The sequence below is a fragment of the Halobacillus sp. K22 genome (assembly GCF_052246795.1).
Classification (GTDB): Bacteria; Bacillota; Bacilli; order Bacillales; family Halobacillaceae; genus Halobacillus.
Genome location: NZ_JBQQCN010000022.1, coordinates 16,329 through 37,150, shown reverse-complemented (window position 1 = coordinate 37,150; position 20,822 = coordinate 16,329). Strand labels below are relative to the sequence as shown.

Sequence of the window (20,822 nt, the reverse complement as noted above, 5' to 3'; positions counted from 1 at the left end):
CTAGGAAAATGTTGACTTACATGGCTTTTTTATTAAGTTTTAAATATTCGGTCAGAAATTGTCCAATGCCATCTTCTTGATTGGAGTGCGTAACGTGCTTAGCCACACCTTTCAGTTCATCAATGGCGTTCCCCATAGCTACGCCGACACCAGCATAATCAATCATTTCAAGATCGTTGTCTTCATCCCCGAACGCAATGATACGATCCTTCGGAATATGGAAGTAGTGAGCGATCTTGTGGAGACCTACGGCTTTATTCAAACCAGCCCGGACGATCTCAATCACATGCCATGGAGCTCCCCATTTACGATGATCAATTAAAGAAGCGTGCACATCCAGTTCTTCACGGAGCATGCGAATCTTGTCTTCCTCCGGGTGGATTAATATGGAAGTAGGATCTTCTTTCAAATTCGACTGCAAACTTCCAATACTGATCGGGTTGTCATTTTTCGTTTGGAAAATGCTCATAATTTCTTCATCATGCTGATCCAGGTACACGTCATCCATGACCTCTGCCAAAATGTTTTTAACACCCAATTCTTGACAGGTAGCGATAATTTTATGGGCGGTTCTTATAGAAAGAGGGGAGTGAAGTGCATCCCACTTGTGATCAGTAGGGTGGTGGATTAAAGCGCCATTAAAGTTAACCATTGGCGTCTTAAGTCCTAATTCATGATAGAAATCGATGCTTGCTCGATGTGGACGCCCTGTCGCAATCACGACGATGTGTCCTTGATTGATAGCATCAAGCACCACTCGTTTTGTTTCAGGATTGATGATTTTATCATCGGTTAGGAGTGTGCCGTCCAGATCCAGTGCTATTAAATGTTGTTTGTCCATATCCTTCACCTCATTTGTATGTATAGTGTAGCGGTAAGGAAGGTGAGTTGTAAAGAATTCCCGCCTGTATCACCTAACACTTCCCAATTTAATTGGGCAGTGTTACGATTATACTATAACCCATAATTATTATAACTATTTAAATGGCACGTAAAGATTAGTTAGAAAGGAAACACGTTGATGATCGGAATTCAAAGGAAAACTTTAAAAGGCGTACCGACACTTACCGTTGTTGATTCAGCAAGACAGGACGAGCCGCTGCCTGTATTTATCTACTTCCACGGCTTTACATCAGCTAAAGAGCATAACCTTCCTCAGGCGTATTTACTGGCAGAAAGAGGCTACCGTGTCATTCTTCCGGACAGTGCCTACCACGGCGACCGTGATCAGGATCTGTCGAAGGATGAGCTGAACTTCAAGTTCTGGGATATTGTTTATCAAAATTTAAAAGAACTTCAAGATATAAAAGATGAACTTGATCGAGAAAACCTTATTAAGGACCGGCGGATCGGCGTCGGAGGTACATCCCTTGGAGGGATAACGACGAGTGCGGCTCTAACCATGTATCCGTGGATTCAGGCCAGCGCAGTCATGATGGGTTCTCCGAAACCAGTTGATTTTGCTAAGCAATTGGTGGATGAGATCGAGTACTTCGGGCTCCAGATTCCATTGTCACAGGAAAAAATGGATGAGCTTTTTGATTTTCTCGGAGCGATTGATCTTTCCAAACAAATGGACAAACTATATGGGAGACCTCTTTTCTTCTGGCATGGCGATGCTGATCCTGTAGTTCCATTTGAGCATTCATACGATTTCTATAACGAAGCGATCAAGTATTATAAAAATCCCGAGAACATCCGCTTCCTGAGAGAAGTCGGCCGGGACCATAAGGTAAGCCGCTTTGCGATCCTGGAAATGGTAAACTGGCTAGAATTAGTTCTATGATGGAATCGATTGGTTTATTCTGAGTCGATTTTTGTTTATAATAAAGTTTGAACACATGTGAAGGGGGAAAATTTATGAGTACAGCAACTGAAGAAAATGCGTTGGGTGCGCTTGAGAATGTCATTGACCCTGAACTCGGTATTGATATCGTGAATCTTGGACTTGTCTATGGCGTCGATATAGATCCAGACGGCAATGCGACCGTAACAATGACTTTAACAGCGATGGGCTGCCCGCTCGCCGCTCACATTGAGCAGGATGTCAAAGGCTGCTTAGCTGACCTGCCAGAGATCAATCAGGTAGCTGTTAATATTGTCTGGAATCCACCATGGACGAAAGACCGTATGAGCCGTTACGCTAAAATCGCATTAGGAATACCTGATTAATGAACTTGGCCCCTGCCGCATGATAGGCAGGGGTTTTTACATAAATAAGCAGAGGAGAGGGAACGACAATGAACCAGCAGATCCCAGTATTTCAAGTAGTAGGTTACAAAAACAGCGGAAAAACTTCCCTCTTATCTGATTTGATAGCCTATGGTGCTGAAAATGAAGAGCATGTTGCCGCTATTAAGCACCATGGCCATGATGTGCCTTTGAAGGTCATGCACCACGGAACAGACAGTTACCGGCTGCATGAGTCCGGTGCATTTATGACAGGAGTGGACAGTCCGGGGCGATTTCAACTGGAGCTTAACCACCCAGAAGGGTACCCGCTAGAAAAGCTTGTGTCCTTATATCGCTTTTTTAGTCCGGACTTAATCGTCGTGGAAGGATTTAAACAGGAAGCCTATCCAAAAGCGGTTATTATTAAAAGAGAAAAAGACTTAGATCTGCTCGAACTTGAAAATATCCGTCTGGTGGTTACGTGGGACAAGTCACTTACAAGTCATCTGGAGCTTCCGGTTTACAAGCTGGAGCAATGGAAGGAACAATTACCTGAAATCTACAAATTGGCGAAAGGAGCATGAAGCTTTGGGGAAACACTTTTGGATCTCAGACCAGCCTTTAGTAGTACAAGAAGTGGTGGATCTCGTAACCAGGAGAAACGCAGGGGCTATTAACACCTTCATTGGAACGGTAAGAGAATTTACTAAAGGAAAACGAACGCTTTATCTGGAATATGAAGCCTACAAGGCGATGGCGGAAAAGAAACTAGAAGAGATCGGTTATGAAATAAACGAAAGATGGCCGGAGGCAGAGACAGCCATCGCTCATCGAGTTGGCCGTCTTGAAATTACCGATATTGCCGTCATTATTGCTGTCTCCACGCCTCATCGTGCCGATTCTTATGAAGCAAGCCGATATGCGATCGAGCGGATTAAAGAAATCGTACCTATTTGGAAAAAGGAACATTGGGAAAATGGCGAGGAATGGATCGGCGATCAAAAAGAGACTAAACAGGGTATTCCTGCGAAGGGAGAAGCGGAGTAATGAATCAGATTTTATTTTTTGCAGGTCTTAGAGAACAGGCGGGGGAAGAGAGCATTGAGCTCGATGTAACTGGTCGTTCCATAGGAGAATTGAAAGAAACTTTATCGAGTCGTTATGCTATAGATAAAGTAAAAGAATCTATGGCAGCTGTGAATGAAGAGTTCGTTCAGGATGAAACGATCGTAGGAAAAGGAGATACCATTGCCTTTATTCCGCCGGTTAGTGGTGGATAAAAAAGTCAGCCCGCTACAGAAGCAGGGCTGACTTTTTTATCTTGTGAAAACGTTATGGCTGACTGTTCATAAACGACCTGGATAGTTGAAGACTCAGTTTCGAGATATTTTATGAGAGGAAAGGTCCTGCGGGGAATGATTCGCTTTCCGCGGGCATGTGCTGAGCCTCCTCGAGCTAACGCTCTCCGGGGTCTCACCGATCATGTTTATCCCGCAGGAGTCTTCATCATCCCCCTCCGGACCTTGCCAAATCAGAAGCTCGAAACGGCTTCAAACATCATATGCGTGATGAGGAATTAGACCGTGTGGTTTTCTACCCATTTTCAGGTGGAACTACCCACAATAGCCTGTCCTAAAAGCATTTAATCCAGATTAAGCAGGTGAATACTTCTCTTCTAGAAGGGTCCGTTCCCCCTAATAAAGCGAGTTAATTCCCCACCAGCCCTTCTCAATTTAATGCAACGGACCCAATTTATCTCGAAATTAAGTCTTCCACAAACGGGAGCTTAACTGTACAACCAAAAAGAGTTAAACAAAACCTTTTATTAAAACCATATGATGAGTAAGGTAATGCCGCCGACGATAAAGCAATAGAAGGCGAAATACTTCAGGTTTCCACGTGCCATAATGTTCATAAACCATTTTAAAGAAAGGTAGGAAGCGACAATAGAAGCAAGAAAAGCTGCAATGTAGCCAACCCACAAATTGTTTTGAGAAGCATCTGCGATGACTTCTTCCGCTGATAAAAGCATAGTGCCCAGACTTACGGGTATGTAAAGAAGGAAAGAAAATCGCAGGGCGGTTTCCTGTTTCATCCCGAGATACATGGCGGCCACAATAGTTGCGCCGGATCGGCTGATGCCTGGAATTAACGCAATAGCCTGAGCAAAACCTACAACGGCAGCATCCTTCCAGTTCAGCTGTCCATCCCCTTTTTGACCGCGCATATTTCTGATCAGCCATAAGGCCACACCGGTAATAATTAACGTAACTCCGACCGTTTGTGGTGTAGATAGTCCTTCAATAGCATCTCCCATCAAAATTCCTAAGACACCGGCTGGAATCGTCCCGATAATGAGATAAATGATAAAATCAAAATCATCTTTTTGTCGCTCATCTTTGGTAAGTACGTAGCCGATTCCGTTTTTGACTAATCGAACTAAGTCATTCCAATAAATAATAAAGACGGCAACTAAGGAGCCGAAATTCACAAGGACCTCGAAGTTTAATCCTTCAAAATCCATATCCAGGATGTTCTGTACTAGGACCAGATGTCCGCTTGATGAGATTGGAATAGGTTCTGTGAATCCTTGAAAAATCCCCAAAAATAAATATTTAATCAATAGCCAGATTGCTTCCATCATACTTCCTCCTTGATCCCTTTCCTTATAAAAAAGCTGTGTTAACCTTTGGTGCCTGAGTTTAATTAAACAGTTTGTCTGCTATAAAGCCTCATAGGCAAGGACTCGATTCCGGAATGTGGTGGGGAGAAAGGGTCTACGGTCAAATGACTCCATGCACCAGCCACCATCTCTTCCCATACAGAATCTTACCCAACCTGGGGTTTATATGAAAAAACACAGCCATAAAAGGAACTTCTCTACTATACGATTACTTGATTTCTATGTGCAATAAGACAAGTTATTCATTTAAGTACTGTTTATTTGCATGAAAAAACGCTGCTATCATTAGACAGCAACGTTCAATGATGACCTATCTTCAAGCTTCGTCTTTAATGAGTCCCTCTCCAAGTATCACTGCCGCACCAGTAAAGATAAGTGTCATAATGACTACTTGGAAGAAACCGAAACTTCCTCCAGCCATGTTACTGACAACATAGGCCGTCATGAAGCTCAATAGAAGGGCCCAGATTAATGTCCATACAAACTTCATTCAATACTCACCTCAATCATACACATTCTATCTTTATACTATCAGAACTTCCTAAAAAAAGAAATAAGTATTCCTTGCTGTTCATGATTCTAAGCAGTCTTGAATAAACTGAAATGATGAAGGAGGGACGATCAATGCTTATAACCGTACACCCATGTTTTCATTGGATCGGGTATCATATGAGCACCTGTTTTTTACAAGAAGGCAAGCAAGTCATTGGAATTGACCGCATGGACGCGTCTCTAAGTGAACATTTATATATGTACGTAGGAAGAAATAGTAATTTTCAACATTTTTATTCAAAAGACGACAAAGAAAAACACTCGCAACCCACGGATGACGAACTATTGATCGAATACGCAGATCAATATTTGAGCGTAGAGAAGAAACAAGAAGGCCGAAGCTTTGTACAAGTTGAATTACCTCAGCTGTATGGAGAATGGATGGATCTCAGTCATAAGGGCATCGAGCAGGAAGAAGAGCTCTTTGAGTGGGTCAGGCAGTCAAATGCTGTCTATATCAGCGATTTTCTAAGCGAATTCATACCTTATGTACTGACACTTGAAGATGAAAGAAAACCCGAGTTTTATGAGGAAGTGCGTAATCCAGAAGATACGAAAAAGCGGGTGGAGAGCGTATGGAAGGCTTACCGGACGATGAGAAACCTATATTTGTAACGAAACTTTAATACTTACACATTTACTTTATAGAGCCCCCCCATGTAAAATAGTAGGGAATATAAGTGGTTTTTACTAGGAGTGCTTATTGTGAAGTGGGTCTATTTAGGATGTGTACTTTTAATCCTCCTCACCGGATGTAATCATATTGCTGGAAAAACGGACCATGCAGGGATGCTGGTGGAAACAACGATTGATGATCAAGCCTGGGGAGAACAAGGCTACGAAGGTTTAAAAGCGGTAGAGAAAGAGTACGGTGTCCATATTTCTTATAAAGAAGGCATTAATAGTTATACTAAAACGGTTCAAGCTGTAGAAGACCTTGTTAATCAAGGGGTTACAGTCATATTTGGTCATAGCCATGTTTATGGTAATTATTTCCAACAGTTGCATAAGCAGTATCCTGATGTTCAATTTATTTATTTTAATGGAGCTTTTACGGCGGATAACGTGACCAGTCTGAATTTCAGTGCGCAGGCCATGGGCTTTTTTGGTGGTATGGCAGCTGGAAGGATGACAGAAAACGATAAAATTGGAATTATTGCTGCATTTGAATGGCAGCCGGAAGTAGAAGGGTTTTATGAAGGTGTAAAATATCAAAACCCGCAGGCTGAAGTCGAGATCACGTTTACGAACAGCTGGGAAGATACAGCCAAGGCTCTGCGCCAGTATGAGCGTTTAGAAAATCATGGAGTCGATGTATTTTATCCGGCCGGTGATGTATTTAATCAAGCGGTGATCAAACAGATTAAGCGGGATGATCACTACGCGGTTGGTTATGTGAATGATCAATCGGAGGTAGGCGGAAAGGCTGTACTCACCAGTACGATACAAAAAGTAGATGCCGTTTATAAAATTGCTATGGAAAAGTATTTAAACGATAACCTGCCCGGTCGTCCGTTAATGTTCGACTTTAAAGAAGGTGCCATTGAAATGGGACCTTACAGCCCCGATATGCCCAAGGAGTTTCAACGGGAGATTGACCGAGCTGTAAAGCAGTATATTGAAACAGGATATTTGCCCAACCACCAAAACTCTGAAGCTAGATAAGGCTTCAGAGTTTTTTTGAAGGTTTTCAGTGATCGGCTGGAAAGTAGAAAGGAATAAAGCAATATCACTACTTTTTAAATTTATTAACCATAGGTTTAATGATTGGATAGATCGACTTCCACGTTTTATTTACTTCTTCCCACATCGTGCCCCAGTCAGCCTCTGGCTGTTCTTCTTTTTTCTCTTCAACTGGTTCTTCCGCTTGTTTCCGATTGGGACCTTGCCAGAATTGGTCAAACGGAGATTGAGATTTTTTTGACATGACATTCACCCCCTTAAACCTACTGTATGTCAGGCAGGTTTTCTCTTTGTGGGCGGCTCTTTTTTGGAAAAGCTTCTACTTGCAGAAAGCAAAGAGATGAATTAAAATTAGTACCAAGTCATAAGAATTGATATAAGAAATTAGACTTTACCTTTAAGGGGATGAATATATGAACGCAGGTATATTGGGTGTAGGTCACTACGCTCCAGAAAAAGTCCTTACCAACCAAGATTTAGAGAAAATGGTGGATACAAGTGATGAATGGATCCGGTCCCGCACTGGAATAGAAGAACGCCGTATCGCGGCAGATGGGGAAGACACTTCCCATATGGCGGTAAATGCCGCAAGAAGTGCTCTTGAGGATGCCAACATGGATGCTGAAGAACTGGATATGATTTTAGTGGCTACTGTAACTCCTGATCAGCCGTTTCCGTCGGTTGCAACTATGCTGCAAGAGCAGCTTGGAGCTAGAAAAGTAGCGGCTATGGACCTAAGCGCGGCCTGTGCAGGATTTATGTACGGTGTCATTACAGCTAAGCAATTCATTGAAAGCGGCGGCTATAAGAATGTCCTGGTTGTCGGCGTTGAGAAATTATCCAAGATCACGAACTGGGAAGATCGAAACACATGCGTACTATTCGGAGACGGAGCAGGCGCAGCAGTCATCGGACCGGTCAGTGACGGTAAAGGGATTATGTCCTTTGAACTTGGATCTGATGGAAGCGGCGGACCACACTTGTACCAGGATGAAACCTTGTTCATGAACGGTAGAGAAGTGTTTAAATTTGCTGTAAGACAAATGCCTGAGTCTTCTGTGAACGTGGTTAAGAAAATTGGCCTGAAAGAAGAAGATGTGGATTATTTAATCCCGCATCAGGCTAACATAAGAATTATGGAAGCTGCACGCGAACGCCTGGGGATTTCAGAGGATAAGATGGCTACTTCTGTGAAACGATACGGAAATACATCTTCCGCATCGATCCCAATGGCTTTGTCAGAAGAAGTAAAAGCAGGTAAAATAAAAGATAACGATTTAGTAGTACTTGTCGGATTTGGTGGCGGACTCACCTGGGGCGCCGTAGCTCTCCGATGGGGTAAGTAACCGAGGAGGAATACATTTATGGATAAACGACGTGTCGTCATTACCGGTATGGGAGCAGTCACTCCTGTAGGTAATTCAGTAGAAGAAATGTGGAGCAGTATCAAAAGCGGCCGATCTGGTGTCGGTGAAATTACGAAAGTGAACAAAGATGATTATCCGGTCAGCGTCGCCGCTGAATTAAAAGACTTTGATCCTTCCAGCTATATTGACCGTAAAGATGCTCGCCGTATGGATCCATTTGTTCAATATGCTATGGTTGCTTCTCATATGGCCGTAGAGGATTCAGGCTTGAAAATTACAGATGAAATTGCCAATCGCACCGGTGTGTGGATCGGCTCAGGAATCGGTGGAATGGGGACATATGAATCCCAATTTGAAACCTTCCAGAAGAAAGGCTACCGCCGTGTGAGTCCATTCTTTATCCCAATGATGATCCCGGATATGGCAGCTGGACAGGTATCCATTTCGCTTGGAGCGAAAGGAATTAACTCCTGTACTGTAACGGCCTGCTCTTCCGGAGCAAACTCAATTGGTGATGCTTTTAAAGTCATTCAAAGAGGTGACGCAGACGTCATGATCGCAGGCGGAACCGAAGCACCGATGAACAAAATGTCCTTCGCTGGTTTTGCGTCCGCGCGAGCGCTTTCTCTTAACGAAGATCCTAATACGGCAAGCCGTCCATTTGATAAGGACCGTGATGGTTTTGTCATGGGCGAAGGGGCAGGTATTCTAATTCTTGAATCCCTGGAATCAGCTAAACAGCGCGGAGCTAAAATTTATGGTGAGCTCACAGGATACGGCTCGACAGGTGACGCCTATCATATTACTTCACCAGCCCCAGAAGGAGACGGAGCTTCACGTGCGATGAAGCAGGCTCTGCAAGATGCAGGAGTGGAGCCGGAAGCGATCGATTATTTGAATGCTCACGGAACATCTACAGAGTTGAACGATAAGTTCGAAACATACGCTGCCAAGACCGTGTTTAAGGATCATGCGAATAAACTAGCCATCTCTTCCACGAAGTCTATGACCGGACATTTACTTGGAGCGGCAGGGGCAGTTGAGTCTGTCATTTCATTAAAAGCGATTAATGAAGGAATTCTGCCTCCAACGATCAATTATGAAACTCCAGATCCAGAGTGCGATTTGGATTATGTACCGAATGAAGCGAGAAAACAGGAGATTAATGCTGTTATGAGTAACTCTCTAGGCTTTGGCGGCCACAACGCAACTCTTATATTCCAAAAATACAATGATTAATATAGAGGAAGCCCCCGGTGTCTAAAACAGACATCGGGGGCTTTCTTTGCAGTTATTTTTCCTGATTATGAAAGAATTCATCTAAGTCTTCACGAGTCTTCTCCCGGTCGTGATTTAGAACGAGCCCTATCGGGTACGGCTTCCGTTCATTCCACACGTTGTCGCTCATCGGAATCCTGATCGTTTCAAGCTTCTTGGGAGGGTGAAGGAAGTAATTTTTGGCGGCTTCCAAATAAATACGGCTTCCAGCGTCCGAATCCACGTATGGCTGAATAGAGCCAATCAATCTCGGCACTTTCCAGAGACCTTCGATGGAAAGAAGCTTCTCTTTGAGTAAAGCAATAACTTTCTGCTGCCGTTCCACACGTCCGAAGTCACCCTCGCTGTCACTTCTGAATCGTGAATAAGCGAGAAGTTCCTCTCCGTCCAGCTGCTGCACACCTTCTTTAAGGTCAATGATGGTGTCCCCGCCTTCGGATTGATAGTTTAAATCCTTCTCAATAGTAACTTCCAAGCCCCCGGGAGCAATCGTATCGGCAATATGACTAAAGCCGCTGAAATCCACCAGTGCATAATGCTCCAGCTGAATATCGAAGTTTTGAGATATGGTTTTTCTCATCAGCTCCGGGCCTCCCAGCGCATAAGCAGCATTAATCTTGTTGGTTCCGTGCCCTGGGATATCTACATATGTATCTCTCATAATGGAAGCAAGTTTCATGGTCTGCTTTTCCGGGTGGTATTTAAGAATCATGATTGTATCCGTTCGGCCGGTCTCTGTGTTCCTCTGATCTGTCCCTAAAAGGAGAAGAGATAAGGCGCCCTCAGGATCCGGTTCTCCGTGGAAAGGATAAGCGGCCTCCTTCTGATAATCGTCTATAGTTATGTCAGGATTAACAGGAGCATTGTTTTGCTGACTTAATGCCTTTTGTCTGCCTGATAAATATTCATAAGCAGTTAAACCGGCGGTGAAAAGAAAGCATAGCGATAAGACGGCCAGGCTTACTTTTAATCTTCGTCTTCTGGCATCAATCGATCGATTTGAACGGGTGGTACTCAAGAGACCATCAACCTTTCCTACTTACTGTTCCAATCCTCCCTTAATTTACCTTTAAATGGCAAAGAAGTAAAGAGGAAGAAGGAAGTACGAATCAAGGTCATGTCAGCAGGACAACCCTCATACTATAGAACAGGAGGACAGGCCGGGAGGTTGTCATATGTGGTGGATTGTATTTTTAACAGGGTTTGGATTTGCTGTAGCTGGAGGGACCGTGACGATTACGTATTTAAACCTCATACCCGCAGGTCTCAGTTGGTGGGAATTTCTCATATTGATTCAGACCAGAGTGGAATGTTACTTGTTTCCCTTAGGAATTTTGTTCATAACGACGGCCATTATATTTATGAAAGATTAGTTTAGTAAATAATGGATCTAAAGAATAAAATAGCCATTATTGGTCATAATGTAACCTAAAGAGATCACTGAATGAAAGTGAGGGGCCGATATGCTATACATGCACGACTTATGGGTAAATTGGTTTGAAGGTGAAGAGAATGGATACAATGTCTGTCGATTCCATGAGTGGAGGAAGGAAGACGGAATTGAACTAGTGGATCAAATCCCACTCCTGCTTGTAACAAATGAACTATTTACCTTTATTGAAAATGATTTGCAGGATCTGCCGTTGTCTTTATTACAGGACATCCATAGAAAGACGTACATGAAAAAGAATCAAGACAGACAGACGGTTGAATATGCGGCCGTGGTAACAAACGGTGAAGACGTCCTTGTATTTGACACCCTTGGCTATACCCTGCCTGTTAAGAAAAGCCGATTAATTCCAAGACAAGAGCGTCTCGTATTTGAGATGGTCCAGGGTAAGAAACCAGCTTCCTATTCAATAGAAGAAAATGTATTGAAAGAACACCACATTCTTTCTCTCGACCCTGCGAAAATGGCAGGCCTGACCCGAAGAGAGAGGCAGTTAAAACAATTACTTATGATGGCGCTCGACCAATTGAAGAATTCCGATCACCCAGAGGAAATCAGATATTGGCTTACCGAGTGGGACCCAGATCAATATCCATACTTGAAGCAGATGACGAATGACGAAGCATGGGACCTCTTATATGAAGGAACGTGCAAGGGATGGACTTCTCTTCATGAAGAACTCTGTGAAAAAATCGTCAAAGGGCAACCCTTTTTTGAAACCATATGGCAAGGAGAAAACCAGCACGTCTCCCACAAAATAAACAGCCAGAATTGAGCGAGAGCACTCAATTCTGGCTTTTCTTCTGAAAACATACTTATTTTTTCTTTCTCACGCGGCCAAGCCCCATGGCTTTCTTCGCTTTACGCAGCATTTTATTGGCTTCAAAAGAAGCATTTTCAGCTCCTTTATCTAAAATATCATCCAGCTCTTCGGATTCTATCAACTCATAATAACGGTCCTGAATAGGTTTCAGGGTTTCCACAACAGCGGCTCCAACGTCCTGTTTGAAGACTCCATATCCTTCGCCTTCATATTTAGCTTCCAGCTCTTCAATGCTTTTGCCAGAGCAGATCGAGTAAATAGTCAGCAGATTGGATACTCCCGGTTTATTTTCCTTATCGAATTTAACAATGCCTTCCGAGTCCGTTACGGCACTTTTTACCTTTTTCATTATCTTATTCTCATCATCAAGCATTGAAATAAAGCCTTTTTGGTTTTCGTCAGACTTACTCATTTTCTTAGTTGGATCCTGCAAAGACATAATTCTTGCCCCTGTTTTTGGAATGCGGACCTCAGGGACAGTAAAGATGTCATTATACTTATTATTAAAACGCTGAGCCAGATTCCTAGTCAGTTCAAGATGCTGCTTCTGGTCTTCACCTACAGGCACAATGTCTGTTTGATAGAGCAGAATATCCGAAGCCATGAGAGGAGGATACGTCAAAAGACCTGAAGTTACGCCTTCCTTACCTCCAGCTGATTTGTCTTTAAACTGGGTCATTCTCTCAAGTTCTCCTATATAACTGACACATTGGAGCATCCATCCGAGCTGCGTATGGGCCGGTACTTCTGACTGAATAAATAACGTGGATTTCTCAGTATCGATGCCTGAAGCTAAATACAAAGCAGCGAGAGAGCGGATGTTATCCCTGAGTTTCAAGCGGTCCTGAGGTACAGTAATCGCATGCTCATCCACGATACAGAAATAGCATTTTTGATCATGCTGCATGTCTACGAAGTGCTTCATCGCTCCTAAATAGTTCCCGAGTGTTAATGTGCCGCTCGGTTGAATTCCTGAAAAAATGGTTTTCATTAATTTCACCTCATCATAAGTTTTTGGCTATAAAAAAAGATCATTCATCTCCTCCAATATGGAAGGGACGAATGATCCGCGGTGCCACCCTGATTACTTTTAAAATTAAAAGTCAACTTCATGATCGGTAACGCTGATCCTGCGTCGATAGAAGCTCCTAAGGCCCACTTCCTCCCACTGATCCTGACTGTTCGCAGCTTCCACAGTCTCTCTGAAAAGATTACAATGCCGAGTACTTTTCCTTATTCATAGCCTTTAGTTTTATATTGTAAGAATTAATATTATATCCGATAATTTTTTAATGTGCAACTAGCTAGAGATTATAGTAAAGTGCCAGTAAAGCCAGTAAACCTGCCGTTAACATTCCCCCATGAAAAAGGAAGAACTTCAGCCACGTACTTTCAATGGTCTGCGACGGAAGCGGCTTCTCTTTCCAGTCATCAAGATAATCCTTCTGTTTCGAAACGCGGTTGTAAAACCTTCTCATACTATACGTAATGGCATCGAAGAATCCTCCCCGGATCACCCATAGAAGAATCCCGACAAACAAATAGAAATAGGCAATATAGAAAAGCTGGTTAATAAAATGGAATAAATCATAGACAGGAGCCAAAAGGGCAAAAAGCAAGCCGACAAGCAGAAGATTGCCTGCGACACCCATCCATTTATTTCTTAGCACATTCACTGAATGTCACACCTTTCATAAAAACTCGTACATATTATACCACGACTTTACCTATGAAGGAATTGTAAATGGGATTAATAAACAGAAAATTCTGGGTTGAACAAATATTGAATGATATATTCACTTACTTTAACGTACAGCCGCATTAAACAAGGATTCTCTTTCCTTTGAGGTTCTTTTTTATACAAAAAAGCTTATAATTTATTAAATTCGACAACATAATATTGTAAAATAAACTAGGTAAAAAGTCACATTTTATGTTACAGAAAAGTAATAATGATGGGCTTCATACTATTTTTCAGAAAAAAAGGTAATGCAAAATAGTTAGAAAACTTGTATAATTCGTATTGTGGACAAAGCGCCACGATACTTTTAGAAAAATTAGGGGAGGTCTTTTCTACATGAAAAAGACAAATTGGTTATTGCTGGTACTAGCATTAGTACTAAGCATGTTCCTGGCTGCATGTTCAGGAGGAGGAAATGAATCCGGAGGAGATTCAGGTTCTTCTGAAAACGGCGGGGATTCAGAGAATACTGAAGAACAATCTTCAGGAGATAGCGAACAAGTACTTAACATTACGGACAGTGCAGAGATCCCAACAATGGATCCAGCACTTGCTACAGACGCAGTAGCTTTCCAATTCCTTGGTTCCACAATGGACGGGCTTTATCGTCTAGGTGAAGGTGGAAAACCAGAACCAGCAATTGCGAAAGACCACGAAGTAAGTGAAGATGCCCTTACTTGGACATTTAACCTGCGTGAAGATGCAACATGGTCAAACGGTGAGCCTGTTACAGCGAACGACTTCGTTTACGCTTGGCAGCGCGCTGTTAACCCAGATACAGGATCTGAATATGGTCCTTACATGATGGGTGGAGTTATTAAAAATGCAACTGCTATCGCTGACGGCGAAACACCTCCAGAAGAACTGGGAGTAAAAGCAGTAGATGATTATACGCTTGAAATTACGCTTGAAAAACCGATTCCTTATTTTGAATCATTAACTACTTTCGGTACATTCCTTCCATTGAACCAGAAGTTCGTTGAAGAGCAAGGAGAAGAATTCGCTCTTGAAGCTAATACTCTAGTTTCAAACGGTCCTTTCACAATGACTGAATGGAACCACGGCGAAGGCTGGACTCTTGAGAAGAACGAAGATTACTGGGATGCTGAAGCAGTTAAACTTGATAAAATTAATGTAAGTGTTGTTAAAGAAACTTCTACTGGCGTAAACCTTTACCAAAGCGGTGACATTGACCGTACGACTCTGTCAGCAGAATTCGTTGACCAGTACCGCTCTAATGAAGACTTCCAAGTTGAGAAAGAACCTACTTTGTTCTACTTGAAGTTCAACCAGGAGAACGAAATCCTTGGAAACGTTAAAGCTCGTAAAGCTATGCAAATGATCATTAACCGCGAAGACATGGTTAACGTTATCTTGAACAACGGATCTATCCCTGCTGTAGGTGATATTCCTGAAGATTTCGTTAAACACCCTGAAAGCGGCGAAGACTTCCGTGAAATCAACGGAGATCTTGTAGAAACTAATAAAGAAGAAGCTCAACAACTTTGGTCTGAAGCTAAACAGGAACTAGGTATTGAGAATGCTGAAATCGGCTACCTTGGCGGCGACAGTGACGTTGCTAAGAACCTTGATGCTTACCTTAAAGATCAGCTTGAAGAACTTGAAGGATTGACAGTCAACGTCCAGGCTGTTCCATTTAAAGAGCGTATTGACCGCGACAAGAACATGGAATATGATATCCAGAATGCTGGATGGGGACCTGACTATATCGACCCGAATACTTTCTTGAACATGTGGGTAACCGACGGTGGAAACAACCACACTGGTTATGCTGACGAAGAGTACGATGCAATGATTGAAAAAGCTAACAACGAGCTTGCTCAAGAGCCAGTTAAACGCTTTGAAACATTCCTTGAAGCAGAGAAGAAACTAATTGAAGAGGACGCTGTACTTGCTCCACTTTATCAGCGTGCATCTGCTAAGCTAGTTAAACCATATGTTAAAGGTGTCATTACTAACCCTATGGGACCTGACTACATCTACAAGTACGCTTATATTGAAGGTAAATAATAGGAATAACTATTCTAACCATATATAGGCTAGCTAATAAGGGAGAGAGTATATGTCCAAAAAGTTGGCGTATGCTCTCTTTTTCCCTGTAAAGAAAGTATTCTAATTATAGACAACTTTCAGTCTATTCAATAAAATTAAGTATAGTAGGTTTTAAATTCACAGGAGGTGTTCATATGACACGTTATATACTTCAACGACTAGGATACATGATTATAACGATGTTCTTGATCGCTACCTTTACGTTCTTCCTGATGAAATTTTTACCAGGTACTCCCCTAAGTGCTGCAGATAAATTATCAGAAGAGCAACAAGCGGTAGTGTTAGAAAAGTACGGATTGGATGATCCAGTTCCTGTACAATATTTCAATTATATGGTCAATCTTACACAAGGTGACCTGGGTATTTCTTTCCAGTTTGATAACAGGGAAGTAACCACGATTATCATGGAGCGTATTGGTCCGTCTATGACATTAGGTGTTCAAGCCATGATTGTTGGTACCATTTTAGGGGTGCTGCTAGGATTAGTGTCAGCAATTTATCATAATGGATTTTTGGATTATGGTTCGACATTCGTTGCCGTACTCGGAAAATCCATTCCATCATTCGTATTTGCAGGGATTCTGCAATATTACGTTGGTGTTAAGTTAGGCTGGTTCCCAGTTGCGTTATGGGGAACTTGGCAACATACCATAATGCCTACGATCGCCCTTGCGATCTTCCCGCTCGCCATCGCCGCTCGTTTTATGAGAACGGAAATGCTTGAGGTGTTAGGATCCGACTATATTACAACGGCCCGTGCAAAAGGAGTTAACAAGTTCGGTGTTGTTTTCAAACATGGTCTGCGAAATGCTTTAATTCCATTGGTTACTGTACTTGGACCACTAGCAATCGCTTTAGTGACGGGAACACTTGTAATTGAAAATATTTTCGCCGTACCTGGGATTGGTGAACAGTTTGTTAAAGCGATTAACACAAATGACTTTCCGATTATAATGGGTACCACGTTACTAATCGCGTTCCTTTTCATTTTCATCATCCTTGTCATTGATCTCCTTTATGGAATCATTGATCCTAGAATCCGACTGGCTGAAGGAGAGTAGTAACTTATGGATAACCACAAACCATCGAAAGAATTATTTGTACCCGTAGAACGACAGGAAAATGAAGGTGAAAAAATAGCCAGACCGAGTCTTTCTTTCTGGCAGGATTCTTTCATGAGACTGCGTAAAAACGTGGGGGCCATGATAGGTCTTGCAACATTAATTATTTTAATGCTTATGGCTATTTTCGGTCCTTACATGAATCAGTACGGAGAATTCGAACAGGATCTTGGACGAGCTAAAATGCCTCCAAAAGTTGAAGGTCTTGGCTGGCTCGGAATGGATGGAACCTTGTCCGCAACCATGTCAGGTGAAACCGTAGAAGAAGCGACCACAAATGCGAATATGCGTTTTAATAATGATGAAGAATTCATCAAAACATCTGTAGTCAGTGACGGTTCCAATGGAGAACCCGCACAGGTTAAAGCGGTATATGATGTGTATGCCGCAAAAGATATGAATGATCAGTCATTCTGGTTCGGTACAGACGGGCTTGGGCGTGACTTATGGACACGTACTTGGAAAGGTACTCGTATTTCCTTGTACATTGCATTATTAGCTGCAGCTATTGATATGGTCATTGGTGTAGCTTACGGAGGAATTTCTGCTTATTACGGAGGCCGTGTCGATAACTACATGCAGCGTATTATCGAAATTCTCATGGGTATCCCTAACTTGGTTGTTGTTATTCTCATGATCCTGATTCTGGATCCGGGGATATTATCGATTACCATTGCCTTGACGATAACCGGCTGGATATCGATGGCCCGAATTGTCAGAGGACAAATCCTCAAGTTGAAAAACCAGGAATTCGTATTGGCATCCAGAACCCTCGGTGCACCGGACAACCGTATATTGAGGAAGCATTTAGTGCCTAACGTTACGGGCTTAATTGTAATTAACACTATGTTTACGATTCCAAGTGCCATATTCTTCGAGGCTTTCTTGAGCTTTATCGGACTAGGGCTGCCTACTCCAATTGCCTCATTAGGTACCTTAATCGATGATGGATTTAAATCATTACAAATTTATCCACATATCTTATTGTTCCCGGCAATTGTAATTTCACTAATCATGATTGCCTTTAATGTCTTAGCAGACGGTCTTCGTGATGCATTCGATCCGAAGATGCGTGAATAGGAGGTAGGTGTAACAATGGACAAACTACTAGAAGTAAATAACATGCATGTATCCTTTGACACCTACGGCGGTGAAGTTAAAGCTGTACGTGGGGTTACTTTCGATCTGAAAAAAGGAGAAACTCTGGCTATAGTAGGTGAGTCAGGTTCTGGTAAATCAGTTACAACGAAAGCTCTGATGCAGCTGATCCCTAAACCGCCTGGCCGAATAAAAGAAGGAGAGATCCTTTTTGAAGGCAGAGATTTAACCAAGATGAGTGAAAAACAGATGCAGAAGATTCGCGGAAAAGAAATGGCAATGATTTTCCAGGATCCGATGACGTCCTTAAACCCTACGATGAAAGTAGGAAACCAGATCATGGAAGGGCTGATCAAGCACCAGAAAATGGACCGCGCACAAGCTCGCAAGCGTGTTGTCGAATTATTGGAGCTTGTAGGTATTCCTGATCCTGAAAGCCGTTTGAAACAGTATCCTCACCAGTTCTCCGGCGGAATGAGACAGCGTGTGGTTGTAGCCATAGCTCTTGCTTGTAATCCTAAATTATTGATTGCTGACGAGCCGACTACAGCTCTTGATGTAACAATTCAAGCTCAAATCCTTGAACTGATGAAGGATATTCAAAAGAAAACCGATTCGGCTACTATCTTTATTACTCACGATCTCGGAGTGGTAGCAAACGTGGCTGACCGTGTAGCGGTTATGTATGCAGGAAAAATCGTTGAAATTGGAACGGTAGATGATATTTTCTATAATCCTAAACATCCTTATACGTGGGGATTACTTGGTTCCATGCCATCTCTGGACAGTGCGGATGAGGAATTATACGCCATTCCAGGCTCACCGCCGGATTTGTTAGACCCTCCAAAAGGAGATGCGTTTGCACCTCGTAATGAGTACGCAATGCAAATTGACCTGGAGCAAGAGCCTCCGATGTTTAAGGTTTCTGAGACTCATTATGCAGCTACATGGTTGTTACATGAGAATGCCCCGAACATTGAGCCTCCTGCATCGATTAAGAAACGTATGGAGGGGATGGCTAAATCATCCTCAAGCAGTGAGAAAGGTGATCGCATATGAGTCAAGAAAAGCTGGTAGAGATTAAAAACCTAAAACAACATTTTAAGACAGGCCGCCACAGCGTGGTTAAAGCTGTAGATGGCTTAAACTTTGATATCTTTAAAGGTGAAACATTTGGTCTTGTGGGCGAGTCCGGTTGTGGAAAATCGACGACAGGACGTACCATCATTCGTCTTTATAATGCGACTGACGGAGAAGTCATCTTTAATGGTGAAAATGTTCACGGCAAAAAAAACCGTGAAGATTTGAAAAAGTTCAACCGTGAAATGCAAATGATTTTCCAGGACCCTTATGCTTCCTTAAATCCTCGTATGAAGGTAGAGGATATTATTGCAGAAGGTATGGATATCCATGGTCTGGCTAAAAACGATAAAGAGCGTAAAGCAAAAGTTCATGAACTTTTAGAAACGGTTGGTCTGAATAAAGAACACGCGAACCGCTATCCTCACGAATTCAGTGGCGGACAGCGCCAGCGTATTGGAATCGCCCGTGCCCTGGCTGTAGATCCGAGCTTTATCATTGCGGATGAGCCGATTTCTGCTTTGGACGTATCTATTCAAGCTCAAGTCGTAAACCTTTTGAAAAAGCTTCAGCAGGAAAAGGGACTGACGTATCTATTTATCGCCCACGATCTGTCCATGGTTAAATATATTAGTGATCGAATTGGAGTTATGTACTTCGGTAAATTGGTGGAAGTTGCCGATGCAGATGATTTATACAATCACCCGATTCATCCTTATACTCAATCTTTATTGTCAGCGATTCCGCTGCCTGACCCTGACTATGAACGTTCTCGTGAACGTTTTACGTATAATCCAAACAATCACGATACGAGTGAAGAACCAGAATTCCGTGAAGTACGTCCAGGTCACTGGGTGCTTTGCACAACCAAGGAGTTCGACTTCTACAAAAAAGAACATGCGACCAAAACGAAATAAGTGTTCTGAAAGAGAGATCTTGTCTATTAAGACAAGGTCTCTTTTTATTGATTAAGAGATGCAAAATATTCACATAGATCTTCCAGAAAAGCTCCCATTACTTGAAGACTCAGTTTCGAGATATTGGTTATGAGGAAGGTCCTGAGGGGGACGATTTCGCTTTCCGGCCCTGCACGACGCAGGGTCGTTCGATGTTGCCACACGACGTGGCGTTCTTAGTCGAACCTCCTCTTCTGTGGTAAGATCCCGGAAGGCTTCGCCTTCCGGGATCTTACCGATCATGTTCATCCCACAGGAGTCTTCATCCTCCCCCTCCGGACCTTGCGATATATGAAGCTCGAAATCATGCTTGTAACGCCCCAGATTATGATGGTGGAGATAAACTTAAAACCATGAGCGTGTATGTGTGGCTACTTCCCGCTATAGAAGCATTTGAGCCGGATCATACACCCCAATCGCATATAGAAAGGGTCCGTTCACTCTTCAATCATAGGGTGGCGAAGGAAACAAGGAGACTCCCGCGGGAGAAGGAGCTAGGCGAGACCCCACAGGGAGTGAAGCGACCGAGGAGGCTTGCCAGTTCCCCCGCAGGAAAGCGAGTTGTTTCCGTAGCCAGCCCCTCTCCATATTAGCAACGGACCAAAGATATCTCGAATTCGAGTCTTCAAATATCCGGCCCTATAGTTGAATAATATTTTCAAGAAATTAATAATAAAAATTAATTCAAATTTATATCTTATTCAACATTTATAAAAAAATCCGATAGTAAATAGAGAGTTAAAGA

Annotated in this window: 23 protein-coding genes and 1 other annotated feature; of the genes, 16 read left to right on the top strand and 7 right to left on the bottom strand. The window is 42.7% G+C overall.

The annotated features are described in order from the left end of the window. Positions 1-16 precede the first annotated feature (16 nt). Positions 17-841 (bottom strand): Cof-type HAD-IIB family hydrolase, encoded by an 825-nt coding sequence (locus ACTWPM_RS15165; RefSeq protein WP_443133871.1) that lies wholly within the window; start codon positions 839-841, stop codon positions 17-19. 180 nt (positions 842-1,021) lie between these two features. Between ACTWPM_RS15165 and ACTWPM_RS15160 the strand changes: the two genes are divergently transcribed. The 5 genes from ACTWPM_RS15160 (at position 1,022) to moaD (ending at position 3,452) form a co-directional block, all read left to right on the top strand. Continuing rightward, the gene (locus tag ACTWPM_RS15160; protein WP_443133870.1) at positions 1,022-1,786 is read left to right on the top strand and encodes an alpha/beta fold hydrolase; all 765 of its coding nucleotides are present in this window, start codon (positions 1,022-1,024) and stop codon (positions 1,784-1,786) included. A 74-nt stretch (positions 1,787-1,860) separates the two neighbouring features. After that, positions 1,861-2,172: a metal-sulfur cluster assembly factor gene (locus ACTWPM_RS15155; protein ID WP_014642536.1), complete on the top strand. Its 312-nt coding sequence runs from the start codon at positions 1,861-1,863 to the stop codon at positions 2,170-2,172. Positions 2,173-2,240: 68 nt separating this feature from the next. Beyond that, on the top strand, positions 2,241-2,756 hold the full coding sequence (gene mobB / locus ACTWPM_RS15150; protein WP_443133869.1) for a molybdopterin-guanine dinucleotide biosynthesis protein B: 516 nt from the start codon (positions 2,241-2,243) through the stop codon (positions 2,754-2,756). Between the two features lie 4 nt (positions 2,757-2,760). Next, positions 2,761-3,219, top strand: coding sequence for a molybdenum cofactor biosynthesis protein MoaE (locus tag ACTWPM_RS15145; RefSeq protein WP_443133868.1), 459 nt, complete (start codon positions 2,761-2,763; stop codon positions 3,217-3,219). Beyond that, positions 3,219-3,452, top strand: a complete 234-nt coding sequence (moaD, locus tag ACTWPM_RS15140; RefSeq protein WP_443133867.1) for a molybdopterin converting factor subunit 1 — start codon at positions 3,219-3,221, stop codon at positions 3,450-3,452. Before ACTWPM_RS15145 ends, moaD begins: the two co-directional genes overlap by 1 nt. 545 nt (positions 3,453-3,997) lie before the next feature. Here moaD and ACTWPM_RS15135 read toward each other — a convergent pair. After that, entirely contained in the window at positions 3,998-4,813 is an 816-nt protein-coding gene (locus ACTWPM_RS15135) for an undecaprenyl-diphosphate phosphatase (protein ID WP_443133866.1), read from the bottom strand. 358 nt (positions 4,814-5,171) lie between these two features. Next, on the bottom strand, positions 5,172-5,345 hold the full coding sequence (locus tag ACTWPM_RS15130; RefSeq protein WP_443133865.1) for a YjzD family protein: 174 nt from the start codon (positions 5,343-5,345) through the stop codon (positions 5,172-5,174). A 134-nt stretch (positions 5,346-5,479) separates the two neighbouring features. Here ACTWPM_RS15130 and ACTWPM_RS15125 point away from each other — a divergent pair, with 134 nt between their 5' ends. Both ACTWPM_RS15125 and ACTWPM_RS15120 read left to right on the top strand, forming a co-directional pair. Next, positions 5,480-6,022 (top strand): hypothetical protein, encoded by a 543-nt coding sequence (locus ACTWPM_RS15125; protein ID WP_443133864.1) that lies wholly within the window; start codon positions 5,480-5,482, stop codon positions 6,020-6,022. Between the two features lie 90 nt (positions 6,023-6,112). Then, positions 6,113-7,072, top strand: a complete 960-nt coding sequence (locus ACTWPM_RS15120; protein WP_443133863.1) for a BMP family ABC transporter substrate-binding protein — start codon at positions 6,113-6,115, stop codon at positions 7,070-7,072. A 67-nt stretch (positions 7,073-7,139) separates the two neighbouring features. Here ACTWPM_RS15120 and ACTWPM_RS15115 read toward each other — a convergent pair whose 3' ends face one another. Continuing rightward, on the bottom strand, positions 7,140-7,334 hold the full coding sequence (locus ACTWPM_RS15115) for a hypothetical protein (protein WP_443133862.1): 195 nt from the start codon (positions 7,332-7,334) through the stop codon (positions 7,140-7,142). Between the two features lie 169 nt (positions 7,335-7,503). Between ACTWPM_RS15115 and ACTWPM_RS15110 the strand changes: the two genes are divergently transcribed. Both ACTWPM_RS15110 and fabF read left to right on the top strand, forming a co-directional pair. Next, positions 7,504-8,436 carry a beta-ketoacyl-ACP synthase III gene (locus tag ACTWPM_RS15110; protein ID WP_443133861.1) on the top strand — a complete coding sequence of 311 codons (933 nt, stop codon included), beginning with the start codon at positions 7,504-7,506 and terminating at the stop codon, positions 8,434-8,436. 18 nt (positions 8,437-8,454) lie between these two features. Further along, positions 8,455-9,696: a beta-ketoacyl-ACP synthase II gene (fabF, locus tag ACTWPM_RS15105; protein WP_443133860.1), complete on the top strand. Its 1,242-nt coding sequence runs from the start codon at positions 8,455-8,457 to the stop codon at positions 9,694-9,696. Positions 9,697-9,748: 52 nt separating this feature from the next. Here the strand turns inward: fabF and ACTWPM_RS15100 are convergent, their stop codons facing one another. After that, positions 9,749-10,753 (bottom strand): LCP family protein, encoded by a 1,005-nt coding sequence (locus ACTWPM_RS15100; RefSeq protein ID WP_443133859.1) that lies wholly within the window; start codon positions 10,751-10,753, stop codon positions 9,749-9,751. A 157-nt stretch (positions 10,754-10,910) separates the two neighbouring features. On the opposite strand from ACTWPM_RS15100, the gene ACTWPM_RS15095 reads away from it, so the two are divergent. Together ACTWPM_RS15095 and ACTWPM_RS15090 are read left to right on the top strand one after the other, a co-directional pair. Beyond that, on the top strand, positions 10,911-11,108 hold the full coding sequence (locus tag ACTWPM_RS15095) for a hypothetical protein (protein WP_443133858.1): 198 nt from the start codon (positions 10,911-10,913) through the stop codon (positions 11,106-11,108). Between the two features lie 90 nt (positions 11,109-11,198). Beyond that, a complete protein-coding gene (locus ACTWPM_RS15090; RefSeq protein ID WP_443133857.1) occupies positions 11,199-11,960 on the top strand; it encodes a YjbA family protein in 762 nt (253 codons plus the stop codon). Positions 11,961-12,000: 40 nt separating this feature from the next. Here ACTWPM_RS15090 and trpS read toward each other — a convergent pair whose 3' ends face one another. Together trpS and ACTWPM_RS15080 are read right to left on the bottom strand one after the other, a co-directional pair. Further along, a complete protein-coding gene (gene trpS, locus ACTWPM_RS15085; RefSeq protein WP_443133856.1) occupies positions 12,001-12,999 on the bottom strand; it encodes a tryptophan--tRNA ligase in 999 nt (332 codons plus the stop codon). Positions 13,000-13,059: 60 nt separating this feature from the next. Further along, positions 13,060-13,258, bottom strand: a binding site (T-box leader). 54 nt (positions 13,259-13,312) lie between these two features. Then, the gene (locus tag ACTWPM_RS15080) at positions 13,313-13,684 is read right to left on the bottom strand and encodes a DUF3899 domain-containing protein (RefSeq protein WP_443133855.1); all 372 of its coding nucleotides are present in this window, start codon (positions 13,682-13,684) and stop codon (positions 13,313-13,315) included. A gap of 401 nt (positions 13,685-14,085) precedes the next feature. Here ACTWPM_RS15080 and ACTWPM_RS15075 point away from each other — a divergent pair, with 401 nt between their 5' ends. The 5 genes from ACTWPM_RS15075 (at position 14,086) to ACTWPM_RS15055 (ending at position 20,038) form a co-directional block, all read left to right on the top strand. Further along, on the top strand, positions 14,086-15,780 hold the full coding sequence (locus tag ACTWPM_RS15075; RefSeq protein WP_443133854.1) for a peptide ABC transporter substrate-binding protein: 1,695 nt from the start codon (positions 14,086-14,088) through the stop codon (positions 15,778-15,780). A gap of 176 nt (positions 15,781-15,956) precedes the next feature. Further along, positions 15,957-16,883 carry an oligopeptide ABC transporter permease gene (gene opp3b, locus ACTWPM_RS15070; protein ID WP_443133853.1) on the top strand — a complete coding sequence of 309 codons (927 nt, stop codon included), beginning with the start codon at positions 15,957-15,959 and terminating at the stop codon, positions 16,881-16,883. 6 nt (positions 16,884-16,889) lie between these two features. Beyond that, complete coding sequence (opp3C, locus tag ACTWPM_RS15065) at positions 16,890-18,023, top strand: oligopeptide ABC transporter permease (protein WP_443133852.1); 1,134 nt, start codon at positions 16,890-16,892, stop codon at positions 18,021-18,023. Between the two features lie 15 nt (positions 18,024-18,038). After that, positions 18,039-19,100, top strand: coding sequence for an ABC transporter ATP-binding protein (locus ACTWPM_RS15060; protein ID WP_443133851.1), 1,062 nt, complete (start codon positions 18,039-18,041; stop codon positions 19,098-19,100). Beyond that, positions 19,097-20,038, top strand: a complete 942-nt coding sequence (locus ACTWPM_RS15055; protein WP_443133850.1) for an ABC transporter ATP-binding protein — start codon at positions 19,097-19,099, stop codon at positions 20,036-20,038. Before ACTWPM_RS15060 ends, ACTWPM_RS15055 begins: the two co-directional genes overlap by 4 nt. Positions 20,039-20,822 lie beyond the last annotated feature (784 nt).